The 16,004-nt window shown below is 66.1% G+C and carries 18 protein-coding genes; 9 read left to right on the forward strand and 9 right to left on the reverse strand.

Annotation, left to right across the window (positions count from 1 at the left end; genetic code table 11):
• Positions 1-53 precede the first annotated feature (53 nt).
• From ureC to ACNA7R_RS08025, 3 genes are all read right to left on the reverse strand, one after another.
• Entirely contained in the window at positions 54-1,760 is a 1,707-nt protein-coding gene (gene ureC / locus ACNA7R_RS08015; protein WP_416283046.1) for an urease subunit alpha, read from the reverse strand.
• Complete coding sequence (locus tag ACNA7R_RS08020) at positions 1,757-2,170, reverse strand: urease subunit beta (RefSeq protein WP_416283047.1); 414 nt, start codon at positions 2,168-2,170, stop codon at positions 1,757-1,759. Before ACNA7R_RS08020 ends, ureC begins: the two co-directional genes overlap by 4 nt.
• A 201-nt stretch (positions 2,171-2,371) precedes the next feature.
• Positions 2,372-3,745, reverse strand: coding sequence for a metal ABC transporter substrate-binding protein (locus ACNA7R_RS08025; protein ID WP_416283048.1), 1,374 nt, complete (start codon positions 3,743-3,745; stop codon positions 2,372-2,374).
• Between the two features lie 478 nt (positions 3,746-4,223).
• Between ACNA7R_RS08025 and ACNA7R_RS08030 the strand changes: the two genes are divergently transcribed.
• Genes ACNA7R_RS08030 through ACNA7R_RS08050 form a run of 5 tightly spaced genes read left to right on the forward strand, consistent with a single transcriptional unit; the run spans position 4,224 to position 8,958 of the window.
• On the forward strand, positions 4,224-5,492 hold the full coding sequence (locus ACNA7R_RS08030) for an urea ABC transporter substrate-binding protein (protein ID WP_416283049.1): 1,269 nt from the start codon (positions 4,224-4,226) through the stop codon (positions 5,490-5,492).
• 1 nt (position 5,493) lies between these two features.
• Entirely contained in the window at positions 5,494-6,369 is an 876-nt protein-coding gene (urtB, locus tag ACNA7R_RS08035) for an urea ABC transporter, permease protein UrtB (RefSeq protein WP_416283050.1), read from the forward strand.
• Entirely contained in the window at positions 6,366-7,481 is a 1,116-nt protein-coding gene (locus tag ACNA7R_RS08040; protein ID WP_416283051.1) for an ABC transporter permease subunit, read from the forward strand. The genes urtB and ACNA7R_RS08040 overlap by 4 nt, the downstream gene beginning before the upstream one ends.
• Positions 7,481-8,260, forward strand: coding sequence for an ABC transporter ATP-binding protein (locus ACNA7R_RS08045; protein WP_416283052.1), 780 nt, complete (start codon positions 7,481-7,483; stop codon positions 8,258-8,260). Before ACNA7R_RS08040 ends, ACNA7R_RS08045 begins: the two co-directional genes overlap by 1 nt.
• On the forward strand, positions 8,260-8,958 hold the full coding sequence (locus tag ACNA7R_RS08050) for an ABC transporter ATP-binding protein (protein ID WP_416283053.1): 699 nt from the start codon (positions 8,260-8,262) through the stop codon (positions 8,956-8,958). The genes ACNA7R_RS08045 and ACNA7R_RS08050 overlap by 1 nt, the downstream gene beginning before the upstream one ends.
• 34 nt (positions 8,959-8,992) lie before the next feature.
• Here ACNA7R_RS08050 and ACNA7R_RS08055 read toward each other — a convergent pair whose 3' ends face one another.
• Positions 8,993-9,532, reverse strand: a complete 540-nt coding sequence (locus ACNA7R_RS08055; protein ID WP_005555689.1) for a CBS domain-containing protein — start codon at positions 9,530-9,532, stop codon at positions 8,993-8,995.
• A gap of 50 nt (positions 9,533-9,582) precedes the next feature.
• Positions 9,583-9,936: a DUF555 domain-containing protein gene (locus tag ACNA7R_RS08060; protein ID WP_416283054.1), complete on the reverse strand. Its 354-nt coding sequence runs from the start codon at positions 9,934-9,936 to the stop codon at positions 9,583-9,585.
• A gap of 284 nt (positions 9,937-10,220) precedes the next feature.
• Between ACNA7R_RS08060 and ACNA7R_RS08065 the strand changes: the two genes are divergently transcribed.
• Positions 10,221-10,394, forward strand: a complete 174-nt coding sequence (locus tag ACNA7R_RS08065; RefSeq protein WP_394742443.1) for a hypothetical protein — start codon at positions 10,221-10,223, stop codon at positions 10,392-10,394.
• 137 nt (positions 10,395-10,531) lie between these two features.
• A complete protein-coding gene (gene psmB, locus ACNA7R_RS08070) occupies positions 10,532-11,263 on the forward strand; it encodes an archaeal proteasome endopeptidase complex subunit beta (RefSeq protein WP_416283055.1) in 732 nt (243 codons plus the stop codon).
• Positions 11,264-11,369: 106 nt separating this feature from the next.
• Here the strand turns inward: psmB and ACNA7R_RS08075 are convergent, their stop codons facing one another.
• Positions 11,370-12,503: a Gfo/Idh/MocA family protein gene (locus ACNA7R_RS08075; RefSeq protein ID WP_416283056.1), complete on the reverse strand. Its 1,134-nt coding sequence runs from the start codon at positions 12,501-12,503 to the stop codon at positions 11,370-11,372.
• A gap of 321 nt (positions 12,504-12,824) precedes the next feature.
• On the opposite strand from ACNA7R_RS08075, the gene ACNA7R_RS08080 reads away from it, so the two are divergent.
• A complete protein-coding gene (locus ACNA7R_RS08080) occupies positions 12,825-13,520 on the forward strand; it encodes a ThuA domain-containing protein (RefSeq protein ID WP_416283057.1) in 696 nt (231 codons plus the stop codon).
• A 41-nt stretch (positions 13,521-13,561) separates the two neighbouring features.
• On the opposite strand, the gene ACNA7R_RS08085 is transcribed toward ACNA7R_RS08080, so the two are convergent.
• Together ACNA7R_RS08085 and ACNA7R_RS08090 are read right to left on the reverse strand one after the other, a co-directional pair.
• On the reverse strand, positions 13,562-14,413 hold the full coding sequence (locus tag ACNA7R_RS08085) for a translation initiation factor eIF-2B (protein WP_416283058.1): 852 nt from the start codon (positions 14,411-14,413) through the stop codon (positions 13,562-13,564).
• 77 nt (positions 14,414-14,490) lie between these two features.
• Complete coding sequence (locus tag ACNA7R_RS08090; RefSeq protein WP_416283059.1) at positions 14,491-14,808, reverse strand: DUF5783 family protein; 318 nt, start codon at positions 14,806-14,808, stop codon at positions 14,491-14,493.
• Positions 14,809-14,908: 100 nt separating this feature from the next.
• Here ACNA7R_RS08090 and ACNA7R_RS08095 point away from each other — a divergent pair, with 100 nt between their 5' ends.
• Positions 14,909-15,232: a hypothetical protein gene (locus ACNA7R_RS08095; RefSeq protein ID WP_416283060.1), complete on the forward strand. Its 324-nt coding sequence runs from the start codon at positions 14,909-14,911 to the stop codon at positions 15,230-15,232.
• Positions 15,233-15,249: 17 nt separating this feature from the next.
• Here ACNA7R_RS08095 and ACNA7R_RS08100 read toward each other — a convergent pair whose 3' ends face one another.
• The gene (locus tag ACNA7R_RS08100) at positions 15,250-15,675 is read right to left on the reverse strand and encodes an EamA family transporter (RefSeq protein ID WP_416283061.1); all 426 of its coding nucleotides are present in this window, start codon (positions 15,673-15,675) and stop codon (positions 15,250-15,252) included.
• Positions 15,676-16,004 lie beyond the last annotated feature (329 nt).

A 16,004-nucleotide genomic window follows, 5' to 3' on the forward strand; every position in this document is an offset into this window, starting at 1 on the left:
CTCGAGTCGGTTCGGCGCGGGTCGTCGGCGTCGTATCGCGTTCGAGCATGGGTTCAGAGCAAGTATCGCTGTGCGAGCGGGATCTCGTCGGCCGGCTCGCAGGTGACGTGTTCGCCATCCACTTCGACCTCGAAGGTCTGGGCGTCGATCTCGATCTCGTCGGGGCAGTGGTCGTTGTGCAGCATATCCGATTTTCGGACGGAGCGCGTGCCGCTGACGGGACGGACGGGCGTCTTCAGGTCGTAGGCGTCGCCGACCCCGTTCTCGGAGGCCGCCTCGCTGACGAAGCTGATCGAAAGGCCGTGTTTCGCCCGCCCCTGGGCGCCGGCTCGCTCGCGACCGATAATCGGTTCGCAGGTCATCAGCGAGCCGTTTGCCTCGCCCATCTGGGACCAGACCGGGAACCCGCCCTTGATCACCGCCTTCGGCTTGACGCCGAAGAAGCCGGGATCCCACAGCGCGATGTCGGCCAGCTTGCCGGGCTCGAGCGAGCCGACGTAGTCGTCGATCCCCGCCGTGATCGCCGGGTTGATCGTGTACTTGGCGACGTAGCGCTCGATGCGGGCGTTGTCGGCGTCGGTGCCCTCGTCGGCCTCGAGCGGGCCCCGCTGGGCCTTCATCTTGTGGGCGGTCTGCCAGGTCCGGCTGATCACCTCGGCCATCCGGCCCATCGCCTGAGAGTCCGAGGTCATCATGCTGATCGCGCCGGTGTCGTGAAGCACGTCCTCGGCGCCGAGCGTCTCCGCGCGGATGCGGGACTCGGCGAAGGCGACGTCCTCCGGGACGTCGGGATTGAGGTGATGACAGACCATCACCATGTCGAGATGTTCGTCGAACGTGTTCTGGGTGTAGGGCATCGAGGGGTTCGTCGACGAGGGCAGCATGTGCTCGTGGCCGATCAGCTCGAGGACGTCGGGCGCGTGGCCCCCGCCGGCGCCCTCGATGTGGAAGGTGTGGATCGCCCGCCCGTCGATGGCCTCGAAGGTGTCCTCGACGAACCCCGACTCGTTGAGCGTGTCGGTGTGGATACAGACCTGGACGTCCTCCTCGTCGGCGACGTCGAGACAGGTGTCGATCGCCGCGGGGGTCGACCCCCAGTCCTCGTGGAGCTTGAGACCGCAGGCGCCGGCGTCGACCTGCTCGCGGAGCGCCTCCGGTCGACTGCTGTTGCCCTTCCCGTAGAAGCCGACGTTGACGGGCCAGTCCTCGGCGGCCTGGAGGAACCGCTTGACGTTTTCCGGACCCGGCGTACAGGTCGTCGCCCCGCCGCCGAACCCGCCCCCGAGCATCGTCGTGACCCCCGAGCCGAGCGCGTGGTCGACCAGCTGGGGACTGTTGAAGTGGACGTGGATGTCGAGCCCGCCGGCGGTCGCGATCAGTCCGTCGGCCGGGATCGTGTCGGTGCTCGGGCCGATCACCATGTCGACGCCGTCCATCGTATCAGGGTTGCCCGCCTTCCCGACGCCGACGATTTTCCCGTTCCGGACCCCGATGTCGCCCTTGCAGACGCCCAGGACGGGGTCGACGATCACGACGTTCGTGAACGCCCAGTCCAGCGCGCCCTCGGCCCGGGTCGTCCCGGACTGCATCCCCATCCCGTCGCGCATGGTCTTTCCGCCGCCGAAGACGGCCTCCTCGCCGGGCGTTCCGTAGTCGGTCTCGATCCTCGCCAGCAGGTTCGTATCGCCCAGCCTGACCCGGTCGCCCTCGGTCGCGCCGAACAGGTCCGTGTACTCGCGACGGGAGAGCTCGCGGCTCATCGCCCGTTCCCTCCGGTCGCCGACTCCTCGGCGTCGACCCCGAGGAACCCCCGTTCGCGAGCGCGCTCGAGGGCCCGCTCCCGAACGTCCTCGTCGTCCAGGGGCCCCTCGACGAGCCCGCTCATGCCGCGAACGATCCGATCGCCGCCGATCGCGACCAGCTCGACCTCTCGTTCCTGACCCGGTTCGAACCGGACCGCGGTTCCCGCCGGCACGTTCAGTCGGAAGCCGTACGCCCGCTCCCGGTCGAACCGAAGGCCGGGATTGACCTCGAAGAAGTGAAAGTGTGACCCGACCTGTACCGGTCGATCTCCGGTGTTCTCGACCGTGGCGGTCGCCGTCTCCCGTCCCTCGTTGATCCGAACCGGATCGTCGGCCGGCAGCAACTCCCCCGGGACGATCCCGCTCATCCGCCGATCACCGCGACGTTCGATCGTTCGTTCATCACGCCGTCTTTCGAAAGGAGGTGTACTAACCCACGTTGTTACACCAATATTTGCAATTCCAACGCATGCGTCTGACTAATTGGACTAGTTGGAAACGAATGTTTTACCACCAGCCGTTATCGGAGTGAAAACTGGACGATCACCGACTGACCCGGCCGCCGTCGGTCACTCCGCCCCGAGGGCCCGTGCGAACGCGGGGAGGTTGATCTCGCGCATCTGTCCCAGGTAGTCGCCGTACCCGTCTTCCCGCCACTCCGCGACGGTGCTCTCGGCGGGCGAAACCATCAGGGTGTCCTCGACGGTGTCGGTCTCCGCGGCGATCGTCTCGGCGAGGCGGTCGCCGTCGAAGTAGTCCCAGAGCACGTACTCGATGCCCCGCTCCTCGAGGAAGGCGACGGTGTCGGCGATCTCCTCGCTCGAGGGTGCGGCGTCGGGCGAGAGACCGACCGGGGTACGGATCTCGAACCCGTAGCGCTCGCCGAGGTACTGGAAGGAGTCGTGGCCGGCCAACACGACGGCGTCGTGCTCCCGGTCCGAGAGCCGGTCCTCGTAGGTCTCGTGGAGGGCCGTCAGCTCCTCGAGGTAGGCCGCGGCGTTTTCCTCGTAGGTCGCCTCGTTGTCCGGATCGATCGCGATCAGCCCGTCGCGGACGTTCTCCACGCCCCGGCGAGCGAGCGCGGGATCGGAGAAGAACTTCGCGTCGTACTCGCCGTGGCTGTGGTCGTGTCCGTCGTCCCCGTGCTCGTGATCGCCGTGGCCGTGCTCGTGCTCCCCGATTTCGGTCTCGAGCGGGGGTGCCTCCCAGACGACCTCGCCGTCCTCGAGGACCTGCACGACGAGTTCGGTGAACCCGTTCTCGAGCCCCTCGAACGCGATCGCGTCGCCATCGACCTCGTACGCGAGGGCGTCGTCGCCGTGCCCGTCGGCCGTCCGCACGGCCAGCGCGTACGTTCCGTCGAACTCGAGTTCCTCACCGTCGTCGGTCTCGGCGACGACGGTCACCGAACGCGGGTCCTCGAGCGGAACCGACAGCGGGTCGTCGTGCCAGTGGTCTCCGTGTGCGTACGCGACCGCCTCGTCGCCCTCGAGCAGCGCGATCTCGCCGACGGCGAGTTCCTCGACGCGATCGTCCTCGCCGTGACCGTGATCGTGGTCGTCGTACTCGAGCAGGTCGATCCCCGCCAGCGCGTCGATCAGCGCGAAGTCGGACTCGGCCTCGAGTTCGGGGACGGCGTCGTCGACCCAGTGCTGGAACCCCTCGGCGTCTAAGTAGACGAACGCGTCGGCCTCGGCGATATCGGGGACGAGCGTCGACGGCGGCTCCCAGCCGTGACCGTGCTCGCCGTCGGGGACGGCGTTCTCGACCGTCGTCCCGTCGCCGGCGACCGCGGCGGCGAACTCAGCGAGCGTAAAGAACGACGCGTACAGGTCGTCGTCCGGGGCGTCCTCGTCACCCACCGGTTCGTCCAGACAGCCGGCGAGGGCGACCGAACAGCACCCGCCCGCCGCGCCCAACACGTCGCGTCGTCCGTAGTCCATCGGTGCTCGTTGCTCCCCACCGACCCCACATATATCCCTCGTCTCGGGTAATACTGCTCGAGACGGCCGTTCGACCGGATTTCGCTGACGACGGCCGTATTCGGTATTCGTCCAGAACTCGCCGAAGTCAACGGCTCGGACGTCGGCGGCGTCCGGTCCGGACGTCCGGCTCGTCGAGGCCTCTTACCGCTATTCGGAGGAAGTCGATCCATACCCTGGGTCCGGACAGGCTGACGTTCTAAATTCGACGAATTTAGACTGACGAACCCTCGATATAACGTCCGTCCAGTATAATATCGTCATTACCGACGACTCCCCATCGGGGGAGACGTTGTACTGTTGGCAGGAAATGCTTTTATGTCCGTGATAGAGTCCGACGAACAGAGATGAATACTGGACAAGCGTCACCCTATTTCGAGAATCAGGTTGTCATACTAGCACGGATATCGAAACACTCTGGGTATTCGGAGGGGTGTTTGTGACCGAACGGTCGCTCACCCGCCGTTCGTTGCTCGCGGCCGGATCGGCCGGCGCACTGGCGGCCACCGCCGGCTGCGTCGGCGAGGGCGCCGTCCTGAGGATGCAGGGCGGCGGCTCGAACCCGACGGCCGCTATCCTGGAGGACCGGTCCGGAACGTTCGCGCTGACGGGGACGGCGAAGTACCGGACGACGAAGCTCGCGATCGAGGAGATCAACCGCGACGGGGGGATCCTCGGCGAGGAGCTCGAGGTCTTCGCGCCGGATCCGCAGTCGGACAACATGCGCTACCAGGATCTCGCTCGCCACGCGATCTACCGGGAGGACGCCGACGTGCTGTGGGCGGGCTACTCGAGTGCGACCCGCGAGGCGATCCGGCCGCTGATCAACGACCACGAGCAGCTGTACTTCTACACCACCCAGTACGAGGGCGGGGTCTGCGATAAGACCGTCTTCCCGCTGGGTGCGACGGCCCGCCAGCAGCTGGGTGCCGTCGTCCCGCACATGATCGAAGCGTACGGCGACGAGATCTACACGGTCGCTGCGGACTACAACTTTGGCCAGCTTTCCGGCGACTGGGTGAAGATCATCGCCGAGGAACACGGCGCCGAGGTCGTCGGCGAGGAGTACATCCCGCTCGAGGAGTCCCAGTTCGGCTCGACGATCAACAACATCCAGTCGGCGGAGCCCGACTTCGTGATGTCGATGCTCGTGGGTCAGGACCACTCGGCGTTCTACGAGCAGCGCCTGGCCAGCGGATTGACCGATATCCCGATCGGCACCTCGACGAACATGGCACAGGAGCGCGAACACCTGCGGATCGACCCGCCCGCCCTGGAGGACGTCTACGCCGGCGTCAGCTACATGGAGGAGCTGCCGACCGACCGCAACGAGGACTTCGTCGAGCGCTACCGCGAGCGCTGGGACGACGCGGAGTACATCAATCAGGAGGCCCAGAACAACTACTTCTCGGTCTACCTCTACAAGGAGGCCGTCGAGCGCGCGGGGACGTTCGAGCAGGCGGCCGTGATCGAGGCCCTCGAGTCGGGGCTCGAGGTCGAGGCCCCGGAGGGCGACGTCAGACTCGACCCCCAGACACACCACATGGAGCACAACATGCGTGTCGCACACGCCGACGAGAACCACGAGATCACCTTCGACGAACCGCGAACGATCGAACCGGCCTTCCTTCAGGAGGTCGGCTGCGATCTGACGACCGAACCGGAACGGACCCAGTACGAACCCGACGCGTTTTACGAGGTGGCCTGAAATGCTCGGACTCTTGAATTTCGGCTTCGAGTTCGTCGAGATCTTCGCGTTCATCGTGCTGGCGACGGTCGGGCTGGCGGTGATCTTCGGGATGATGGGGATCATCAACCTCGCCCATGGCGAGTTCATCCTCGTCGGCGCGTACGCAACGACGTTCACCTTCGCCGCGGGGCTCCCGCTCCCGCTGGCGATGCTCGCGGGCGTCGCCCTGACGGCGGTCTACGGGCTCGTCCTCGAGCGGCTGATCATCCGCCATCTCTACGGACGCCTGCTCGATTCGATGGTCGTCACCTGGGGGATCAGCCTCGTGATGATCCAGCTCACGCGGATCGTCTTCGGCAACACCGCCCCGGGGATCGGGATCCCGTTCGGCCAGTTACCGATCGTCGACGGCCCCGTCTACTACCTCGTCCTCGCGGTCGTCGCCGTCGGGGTGCTCGGCGGGCTGTACGCGCTGTTCACGTGGACCGACTTCGGGATCCGCGCCCGCGCGACCATGCAGGACGAGGCGACCGCGCGCAGCATGGGCGTCGACACCGATCGGATGTACATGACCACGTTCGCCGTCGGCTCGGGCCTCGCCGGTCTCGCGGGGGCGCTGTACGCGCCCGTGATGACGGTCACGCCCGAGTACGGCACCGGCTTCCTGGTCGAGGCGTTCGTCGCGGTCGTCGTCGGTGGCGCCTCCGTCCTCGTCGGCACCGTCCTCGCCAGCGGACTCCTCGGCACGGTCAACGCCGCGGTGACGAACGTCGCCGGCACCTTCATGGGACAGGTCGCGATGCTGATCGCCGCGATCGTCGCCATCCGGCTGATGCCCGACGGGATCACGGGGCTGCTCGCCGACTGGCGCGAGAGCCGGGGTGAGAGCCAGTGAGCGTCGGCTCGAGCGACGGCCCCCTTGCCGCCGTCCGTCGCCCGTTCGAGGGACCGAACGCGATGGGCAACTCGCCGGCGTTCTGGCTCGGCCTCGCGGTCGCCGTCGCCGCCCTCGCGGCGATGCCGATCGTCTTCGGGCTCTACGCCGCGGAGGTCGGCGCGGTGTTTCTCGCCTACGCCCTGCTGGGGATGAGCCTCGCCTTCATCTGGGGCTACTGCGGCATCCTCAGCTTCGGGCAGGTCGCCTTCTTCGGCGTCGCCGGCTACGCGTTCGGGATCGTCGCGATCAACGCCGCGACGCTGACCGGGCTGACGCTCGCCCTGCTTGCGGCGATCGCCGTCTCGACGGCCTTCGCCGCGGCGCTCGGCTACTTCATGTTCTACGGCGGCGTCCGGGACGTCTACGTGACGATCCTCACGCTCGTCGTCGCGCTGGTGTTGTACACGTTCATGGGCCAGACCGCGGGCGGCGAGTGGGCGATCGGCGACGCCCGGCTGGGCGGGTTCAACGGGATGAGTGGCGTTCCGGATCTCGCCGTCGGGATCGGCTCGACCGGGGGCGAGATCGGACTGCTCGGCCACTACTACGTAACGCTGGGAGCGCTCGTGGCGACCTACCTCGGGCTGCGCGCGCTCGTCAACAGCCAGTTCGGCTACGCGATGGTCGCGACCCGCGAGGACGAGGACCGGACGGCGATGTTCGGCTACGACACGACGTTCATCAAGCTCGTCGTCTTCACGATCGGCGGGGCGATCGCCGGACTCGGCGGCGTGCTGTTTACGACGCAGAACAACTACGTCGACCCGAGCGTCTTCGGCATCACCGCCGCGGCGCTGCCGGTCGTCTGGGCTAGCGTCGGCGGTCGGACCTCGCTGATCGGTACCGTCGGCGCCGCGCTCGCGATCCAGTTCGTCGACTACCGCCTCGCGCTCTCGGGCAGCGAGTGGGCGCTGGTGTTGATCGGTTCGCTGCTGGTGTTCGTCGTGCTCGTGATGCCGGAGGGGGTCGCCCCGCGGCTCCACGAGTACGTCCTCGAGTACCGCGATGACGCCGACCAGTCGCCCGTTCCGCGGGATCCGCCCGCGGCCGCCGAGGAGGTGAGCGACTGATGGCGACGAGCGACCCCACCGTCAAGACTACGCCGGCGGTCGACGAGACCGGTCCGGACTCCTCGCGAATCCTGCAAACGCGCGGCCTGCGCAAGGAGTTCGGCGGGCTCACCGCGACCGACGACGTCGACTTCGGCCTCGAGGCGGGCGAGCTACGCTGTCTCATCGGCCCCAACGGGGCCGGCAAGAGCACGTTCCTCAACCTGCTCACGGGCCGGCTCGAGCCCACAGCCGGGGAGATATACTACGACGGTACCGACATCACGAGCCTGCCCTCCCACGAGCGGGTCGACCGCGGGATCAGTATGAAGTTCCAGGTGCCAAGCGTCTACGAGGGACTGACCGTGGCGCAAAACCTGCGGATTCCGCTCCAGCAGGTCGTCGAACCCGACGCCTTCGAGGCCCGTACGAGCGAGATCCTCGAGCGCTTCGACCTGCTCGACCAGTGGGAAACCGTCGCCGGAGGGCTCTCTCACGGCCAGCAACAACGGCTCGAGATCGGGATGGCAATGGCGATGGAGCCAAAGCTCATGCTGCTCGACGAGCCCGTCGCCGGCCTCTCGGTCGAGGAGACCGCAGACGTCGCCGATCTCCTCCGGAAGATCGCCGACGACGACGGCGTCGCCTTGATCGTCATCGAACACGACATCGACTTCGTCGAAACGATCGCGGATCGCGTCACGGTCCTCGATGGGGGCTCGATCTTCAGGGAGGGCTCGATCGAGGAGATCAGGACCGATCCCGAAGTGAAGCGGATCTACCTGGGGGAGGATCACTGATGCTCGAACTCACGGACCTGCACGCGTCGTACGGCAAGACACCGATCCTCCGCGGCGTCGACGTCGGCGTCGACGAGGGGGAGATCGTCGGCATCATGGGGAAAAACGGCGTCGGCAAGACGACGCTCGTCAAGGCCGTCATGGGCCTGCTCGAGGTCGACGAAGGGCGGGTCCGGTTCGACGGGGCCGACGTCACCGACGAGCCGGCCGACGTCCGGGCCCGTCGCGGGATGGGCTACATCCCGCAGGGGCGGGACGTCTTTCCCGAGCTAACGGTTGCGGAGAACCTGCGGATCGGTGAGACGATCAACGAGAACGACGACCGACTGCAGTACGAGGCCGTCTACGACTACTTCCCGATCCTCGAGGAGCGCCGCGATCAGGCGGCCGGGACGATGAGCGGCGGCCAGCGCCAGCTGCTCGCGATCGGCCGCGCGCTCGTCGGCAACCCCGAACTCCTCCTGCTCGACGAACCCTCCGAGGGCGTTCAGCCCTCGATCGTCCAAGACGTCACGCGAGATCTGCAGCGGGTCAACGAGGAGCTCGGGACGACGATCCTCTTCGTCGAACAGAACCTCCACGTCGTCCAGAACCTCGCCGATCGCTGTTACGCGATCGACAAGGGGACGATCGTCGACGAACTCGAGAGCGACCGCCTCGAGTCGCGGGAGGCGGTGACGGAGTACCTCGCGGTGTAGCCCGCCTCGAACGAGGTGGTACCGAACCGCCGGCTCAGGAGAACCGCGCGGCGACGTCGGCTTCGGTAATAATGCCGACCGTCTCGCCGGCCTCGGTGATCATCACGGCCTTGTAGTGCTCGAGCAGGTTGCTGATCTCGTCTAACGTTGCGTCCTTCGAGACGGTCGGGAAGCTCTCGCTCATGTGCTGTTCGATCGGCTCGTCCCGCGCTTCGGAGTCGAGGTGGACGAGGTCGCTCTGGCTGATCGACCCGACCGGGATGCCGTCCTGGATCACCGCGAGCTGGGAGTAGGCCTCCTCCTCCATCTTGCGGGCGGCCTCGGCGACGGCCTCGTCGGGGGCGACGCTGACGACCGCCTCGTTCATCAGGTCCTCGGCGCGGACGACGTCGCTCTCGGCGGTCTCGAGGGCGTTGACGATCCGCCGCAGCGTCGAGAGCCGGGGGTCGACGTCGCCGCCCTCGATCCGCGCGATCAGCGGCTGGGAGACCTCGGCGGTCTCGGCGAGTTCGCTCTGGGTCAATCCGAGTTCGGTGCGGCGCTGGCGCAGATCCGCGGGCGTCGGCAGCTCCATACGACCCAATAACTACGGGTTATAGAAAGGTGTTTGGGTGGTCCGGGGCGTTACTCGTCCTCGGGCGTCTCGACGATCTCGACGACCGACAGCGGGACGTCCCGCAGGGCGCCCCCGACCTCGCTCTTTGCGATCCGGGAGGCGTGTTCCTCGCTGTCGGCGTTGTACACTTCCATCTCGAGAGCCAGGCCGACGAGCGCGGTGTCGGCCGCGACGAACGCCGAGTCGAACGGTTCGCCACAGGCCGGACAGCCCGTCGCGCCGACTTCGACCTCGACGTACTCGAGGCCCTCGTTGTTGAGGCGCTTCCCGGCTTCGCTGACCGCGACGCCGATCGCGTCGTCGATCTCGTCGACGTCACGAACCAACCACGCTGCTTCCATCGCGACGAGGTAGTTTCCCATACCGGATGGTCGGTCCGGGGGGTTTCCTGCTTTGCGGTTCCGACCCGTCGGCGACTCGCGGCGCGCACGCGAAGGCGATAATGCGCATAAGTTACGAGAATCGGCCGGGTCGATTCGAACCTGGATAGCCGAATCTCGAGCTGGAGACAGCCGAAGTTGTTCGATACACAAGCCAGCTTTAATCGCAAGAGGGCGTCGACCCCGTTCTACACTACCGATCGTTATACTCTCCCTCGAGCAAGAACGCTTATATACCACCTCGGTCTCCCAACGCGTGAACGTCGATGAAATCCCGCGCGTACCACGCGACGCTGTTCGCACTGTACCAGCTCTGCATTGTCGTCGGCATCCTCGCGATGCCGCTCGCAATGGCGACCCGCCAGGTCGGCTACACCCTCCCGCTGCACCGGCTGATCGAGAACGTCGGCGAGGCCTACGACGACGTCCGCCAGGAGTGAACTGAGCGCTCGTTTTCCGCCCGTCCGCGACGACTACACCCCGCGCTCGAGCGACGGCACCGTACGGACCGTCGGTAGCGGAAACGAGGGTTGTTACCGCCGATGTTTTATATGGCCCCGGCCGTAACTTTCGGTCAATGCGTACACCTACTCACGACTCGGAGTTTTCCAGAACGAGCAGTCAGCTGTCGGCCGACATGAACCCCTACGAGCCCGAACTCGGCTCGCTGCCACAGAACGACATCTCGGCATCCGATCTCGACAACGTGAACAAGACCGGAACGACGACCATCGGGATCACGACCGCCGACGGCGTCGTCATCGCCACGGACATGCGCGCCAGCCTCGGCGGCCGGTTCGTCTCGAACAAGAACGTCCAGAAGGTCGAACAGATCCACCCGACGGCCGCGCTGACGATGGTCGGCAGCGTCGGCGGCGCCCAGTCGTTCATCAAGAGCCTGCGCGCAGAGGTCAACCTCAACGAGGCTCGACGTGGGGAGGTCATGAGCATTGACGCGCTCGCGACGCTCGCGGGTAACTTCGCCCGCGGCGGCCCGTTCTTCGCCATCCACCCGATCCTGGGCGGCGTCGACGAGGAGGGCAGCCACGTCTACAGCATCGACCCCGCCGGCGGCGTCATGGAGGACGACTACACCGTCACCGGCTCCGGGATGCAACTCGCCTACGGTCACTTGGAGCAGGCCTACGACGACGACATGTCCAACGAGGAGGCCAAGACGGTCGCCGCACGCGGCATCAAGTCCGCCGCGGAGCGCGACACCGGCTCCGGGAACGGCGTCTTCCTCTGTGAGATCACCGGCGAGGGCGTCGAGATCGAGGGCCACCACGACTTCGACGAAGTCATATAATCGGCCGTCCTTCCGTTCTTTCGTCTTCGACCCTCCGCGAGCCCCGCGTCTACCGGGAACGAAAAACGAAGCGATAGAAAATGCGCGGTCGCGCCGGTTCGATAGCTCAGTCGGTTTGCTGAGTGGCCTCGAGGTCGGCCGCCGCCCCCTCGCGCTCCGCGAGGTCGACGGTCTCGATGCGCTGTGCCCGGCCGGTCTCGCTCGAGCGGTAGATCGCGTCGATCACGCGCTGGACGGTCAGGGCCTCCTCGATCGTGTTCGTCTCGGGTTCGACGCCCGCGGCGATCGTCTCGAGGAACCGGACGTCCTGTTCCTGGTGACCCGTCAGGGAGGCGTCGCCGGTCAGATTGACGTCGGCGTAGTGATCGCAGCCGGCGGTCCCGGCCTCGAGGATCTCCATGTCGGTCGAGCCGATGTCGAACTGCGCGCCCGCGTCGGTGCCTCGAACCCGGAAGTCCATGCTCGGCTCGCGGTTGGTCGCCCAGGCGGCCTCGAGCGAGATCGTTCGCCCGTTCTCACAGCGGATGAAGGCGCTGACGGAATCGTCGACCTCGTAGGTCTCGGCGCTTCCGTCCCAGGCGTCGCCGAACCCGTCGGGGTCGGCGTAGTCGTCGTCCATGCCGAACGTCGAGCGGGCGACCCCGCTGACCTCGACGACCTCGGGAAAGTCCATCGCGTACAGCGCGAGGTCGATCGCGTGGACGCCGATGTCGAGCAGGGAGCCGCCTCCGGCCAGGTCGGGGTCGGTGAACCACGAGCCGGGACCGGGAACCCCGCGCCGTCGAACGTAGTTCGCCTCGACGTGGGTGAGTTCGCCGAAGCGGTCGCGTTGCTCGTCGAACATCGCCATCGAGGCGGCGTGGCGGTTGTGGAAGCCGACCATGCAGATCCCCTCCGCCTCGAGCGCGGCGTCGGCGATTCGCTCGGCGCTCTCGACGGTGTGGGCGAGGGGCTTCTCGACGAGGACGTGGTTGCCGGCCTCGAGCGCGTCGATCGTGATCGGCTCGTGAAAGCGGTTCGGCGTCGTCACGATGACCGCGTCGACGTCCTCGTCGACGACCAACCCCTCGTGGGTCTCGTAGGTCGTGGCACCGAACTCGGCGGCGAACCCCTCGCGTTGTGCCTCGACGAGGTCGGCACCGGCGACGACGTCGGCGCCGAACTCCTCGACGCTTCGGGCGTGGAGGTGGCCCATGCCGCCGAGACCGACGACACCGATCCCGATATCGGCGTCGATCACCGGGAAACCCCCCGTTTCTCACCCTTCAGTTCCGTTTCTGCCTCGAAAACCTCGAATTTCGCTGTCGTTTGCGTACGATCCCGATTCATATCGGAACGCGGGCAGCGACCGAGATAAGTATTGTGTCCCGGAAATGTGTACAACACGGAGTCATATACGTCTCGCTACAGTATTCGGGCGTGTAACCACCGACGAATACGGAACGAACGCCGAGATTACCGCCGTCGTCGACGCGGTCGTGTAAAGAAACCACCCGTTATCGTGGCGGCGAACGAGCGCTGATCAGTCCAGCTAAGGACGTCGGGAGCGGAGCTTCCGGCGATGGTCGCAGTCACGATCTGGAACGAGTTCCGACACGAACGGGAGGACGAGGACGCCGCCGCGGTCTACCCCGACGGGATCCACGAGGCGCTCGCGGGCGTCCTCGAGGACGACCACGAGGTGCGGACGGCCACCCTCGACGAGCCCGAACACGGGCTCACCGAGGACGTCCTCGAGGCCACCGACGTTCTGTTCTGGTGGGGCCACATCGCCCACGACGAGGTCGACGACGAAATCGTCGACCGGGTCCAGGAGCGCGTCCTCGAGGGGATGGGGCTGATCGTCCTCCACTCCGGGCACTTCTCGAAGGTCTTCAAGCGCCTGATGGGGACGACCTGTAACCTCCAGTGGCGCGAGGACGGGGGCACGGAGCGACTGTGGGTCGTCGACCCCGGTCACCCGATCGCCGACGGGCTCGAGGAGTCGATCGAACTCCCGACGACGGAGATGTACGGCGAGCCGTTCGACGTTCCCGAACCCGACCGACTCGTCTTCACGAGCTGGTTCGAGGGCGGCGAGGTGTTCCGCAGCGGCTGCTGTTACCGGCGCGGGAACGGCCGGATCTTCTACTTCCGTCCGGGCCACGAGACGTATCCGATCTACGAGAACGAGGCGATTCAGCGAGTCCTGCACAACGCGGTCGGGTGGGCGAGTCCGACCGAGGGATCGCCGCGGACGTTCGGCGAACGCGAGTAAGGGCGGCGACGCCGGGCCGAACCGGCTCGAGCCCTACCCGGCTACAGCTCCTGGCGACCCTCGTCGGTGATCACGCTCTCGAGCAACTCGACCGGCGTCGCGTCGTAGGAGGGGTTCTCGATCGCGAACCCCTCGGCCGGCTCGGACATGACCTCGCTTCCCGGTCGGTGCTCGTTCTCGAAGACGAACCCCTCGTCGACGATCTTCGAGGCCGAGCCGACGACGGTGACCGGAACCTCGAGCTGGGCCGCCGTCGACGCGATGGGGAAGGTTCCGACCCGGTTGTACAGCGTCTCGTCGACGATACAGTCCATCCCGACGATCACCCGATCGCAGTCCTCGAGGTAGATCCCGTGGGCGCTGTCGGTGATCAGCGTCGCGTCGACGCCCTCGAGATCGGCCAGCGACCGGGCCGTCTTCCGGCCGATGTAGCGCGGCCGTGCCTCGGTGATGTAGACGTCGAACTCCTTGCCGGCCTCGACGGCCCGCTCTAAGGCCTCGAGCACCGTCGAGGAGTAGTCGTGGGTCAGCAGCGTCGCGCCGTCGGCGAGGTGGGCAACGGCGTTCTCGGCGGCCCGGTCCTTGCCGGCCTCGACCTTCGAGACGACCGCGTCGATCCGTTCCTGGGTGAGCCGCTTCGCTTCGTCGACGGTGTCGACGTCGGCTTCGGTGACGTCGCCGACGACCTCGCGGACGGCGTTCTGTAGTGAGGCGTGGGAGGGGTTCGCCCGACGAAGCACCGACCCGTTCTGTTCGAGGGCGCGTTCGTACTCCTCGAGCGTGGCGAACTCCCGCTCGAGGAGCTCCTCGAGCGCTCGCGTCGCGTTTACGGCAACCACCGAGGAGCTGTGCGTCTGCAGGTCCTTGATCTCCTCGACCGTCTCGTCGATCATACCTCTACGGATTCCCGTAACCGCAAAAGGTGTTCCGGGTGTCTCGCCAACCAGCGGCGGAACGGAGCGGCCGCTCGTCAGTCGAACTCGAAGATCCGAACCAGTTCGTTCGCGATCTGCTCGCGGAACTCCTCGAGGACGGCGTCGAACTGCTCGGGATCCCCGACCGTGGCCCGGACGTCCTCGACGCGGTCCTCGGGGAGGTCGATCCGGAACTCCCCCTCGCCCATGTAGACGGGCTCGCTCTCGCTCAAGACCTTCCGGTCGATCGCGCGGAGGATCTCGGAGTCGTACCGGCCGTGGAGCTGGTTGTACGCGTTCGAGTACGCCGTCTCGAGTTCCTCGAAGTAGTGAACGTACTTCTCCTCGAACTTCGCAGGGTCGAACTCGGTCATACTCCCTCTCACGCAGCGAGCCGGTAAACGGTTCGGAAGCTCGCCTCAAACGGCGAGCCCGTCCCGCAGGCTTACGTCTCCGAACCCCCTAGGACCGCCGATGACCGTCACCGTCCGCTACACCTGTCCCCACTGCGACGCGGTCCACAGCCTCGAGCGCCCGCCGGACCTCGCCGACCGCTCGGTCACCAAACTCGCACAGCCGGGCTGGGAGTACGCCGATCCCGACGACTCCGACCGAGAGAGCGCCGACGGGATCGCCTTCGTCTGCGGCGAGGACGGCTCCGTCACCGATCTCGAGGGCGAACCCGTCGAGGGGTGCGGTCGTCCGTTCTACCTCAACTTCGTTCGGTACGAGCACGGGGTCGAACTCGAGCCCGATCCGCCGACCTACGGCGGACCACGGTTCGATTTCAATGCGTAGACTGCCCGATCGAACCGTTATTGGGAGACCAAGACGACCCCAATAATCGCGAACGCTATTCCGGCAAACCTCGTTATCGTAACTTCGTCTCCGAGGATGACCATACCGATGAGAGCCGCGACGACGAAGTACATCGCACCGAGCGTCGAGACGACCGTCGTCGACCCGTCGGAAAGACCGACGTACATCGAAATCAGGCCGATTCCGGTGAACAATCCGGCCACGGCAGCGAGCAGTCCTCCCTTCGCGGTAATGGCGAGCGATGCGTCCGAAACGAGGATGTAGCCGAGTGCAAGGGGTCCAGCGACGAGATAGGAGATCGCGGCGGCCGTCCTCGGGTCGATAGACTCCGACGCGGCGTTGCCCAGGACGACCCAAATTCCCCACGTGACCATCGTGATCGAACCAAAGAACACAGCGGAATCTATCTCGGGGAGACTCATTATAACGATTCGACGTCCTGGTTGAACAGCGACGTCCAGAGGCGTTCGAAGCGACCGGTATCGGACGATGGGGTAACCCCGGCGGGGAGGTAGTATTTTAGTTCAGTGTCGCTGCCTCGGTCATCGGCTCGGTGTCGCTGTGCCATACGTAGTTATACCGGCCGTGCTCGCATCGGTCTCTCTCTTAATCGAATAATCCATTTATATCGGGTCTAAAAGATTCCGTGCTTTCCCGACCGCTTTCGCAGGTCGCTGGGTGAGTGCAGTGAGGACGCCGAGGGCAAGCAGAACGGACGATTGTTGCCCGGAGAACTCCACGAGAGATGGAT

The organism is Natronococcus sp. (assembly GCF_047921035.1).
Lineage (GTDB): Archaea > Halobacteriota > Halobacteria > Halobacteriales > Natrialbaceae > Natronococcus.

What these genes read in the sequence shown, in the direction of transcription:
- ureC (WP_416283046.1), bottom strand. Translation starts at nt 1,760, where the DNA reads ATGAGCCGCGAGCTCTCCCGTCGCGAGTACACGGACCTGTTCGGCGCG.
- ACNA7R_RS08020 (WP_416283047.1), bottom strand. Translation starts at nt 2,170, where the DNA reads ATGAGCGGGATCGTCCCGGGGGAGTTGCTGCCGGCCGACGATCCGGTT.
- ACNA7R_RS08025 (WP_416283048.1), bottom strand. Translation starts at nt 3,745, where the DNA reads ATGGACTACGGACGACGCGACGTGTTGGGCGCGGCGGGCGGGTGCTGT.
- urtB (WP_416283050.1), top strand. Translation starts at nt 5,494, where the DNA reads ATGCTCGGACTCTTGAATTTCGGCTTCGAGTTCGTCGAGATCTTCGCG.
- ACNA7R_RS08045 (WP_416283052.1), top strand. Translation starts at nt 7,481, where the DNA reads ATGGCGACGAGCGACCCCACCGTCAAGACTACGCCGGCGGTCGACGAG.
- ACNA7R_RS08050 (WP_416283053.1), top strand. Translation starts at nt 8,260, where the DNA reads ATGCTCGAACTCACGGACCTGCACGCGTCGTACGGCAAGACACCGATC.
- ACNA7R_RS08055 (WP_005555689.1), bottom strand. Translation starts at nt 9,532, where the DNA reads ATGGAGCTGCCGACGCCCGCGGATCTGCGCCAGCGCCGCACCGAACTC.
- ACNA7R_RS08060 (WP_416283054.1), bottom strand. Translation starts at nt 9,936, where the DNA reads ATGGGAAACTACCTCGTCGCGATGGAAGCAGCGTGGTTGGTTCGTGAC.
- ACNA7R_RS08065 (WP_394742443.1), top strand. Translation starts at nt 10,221, where the DNA reads ATGAAATCCCGCGCGTACCACGCGACGCTGTTCGCACTGTACCAGCTC.
- psmB (WP_416283055.1), top strand. Translation starts at nt 10,532, where the DNA reads ATGCGTACACCTACTCACGACTCGGAGTTTTCCAGAACGAGCAGTCAG.
- ACNA7R_RS08080 (WP_416283057.1), top strand. Translation starts at nt 12,825, where the DNA reads ATGGTCGCAGTCACGATCTGGAACGAGTTCCGACACGAACGGGAGGAC.
- ACNA7R_RS08085 (WP_416283058.1), bottom strand. Translation starts at nt 14,413, where the DNA reads ATGATCGACGAGACGGTCGAGGAGATCAAGGACCTGCAGACGCACAGC.
- ACNA7R_RS08090 (WP_416283059.1), bottom strand. Translation starts at nt 14,808, where the DNA reads ATGACCGAGTTCGACCCTGCGAAGTTCGAGGAGAAGTACGTTCACTAC.
- ACNA7R_RS08095 (WP_416283060.1), top strand. Translation starts at nt 14,909, where the DNA reads ATGACCGTCACCGTCCGCTACACCTGTCCCCACTGCGACGCGGTCCAC.
- ACNA7R_RS08100 (WP_416283061.1), bottom strand. Translation starts at nt 15,675, where the DNA reads ATGAGTCTCCCCGAGATAGATTCCGCTGTGTTCTTTGGTTCGATCACG.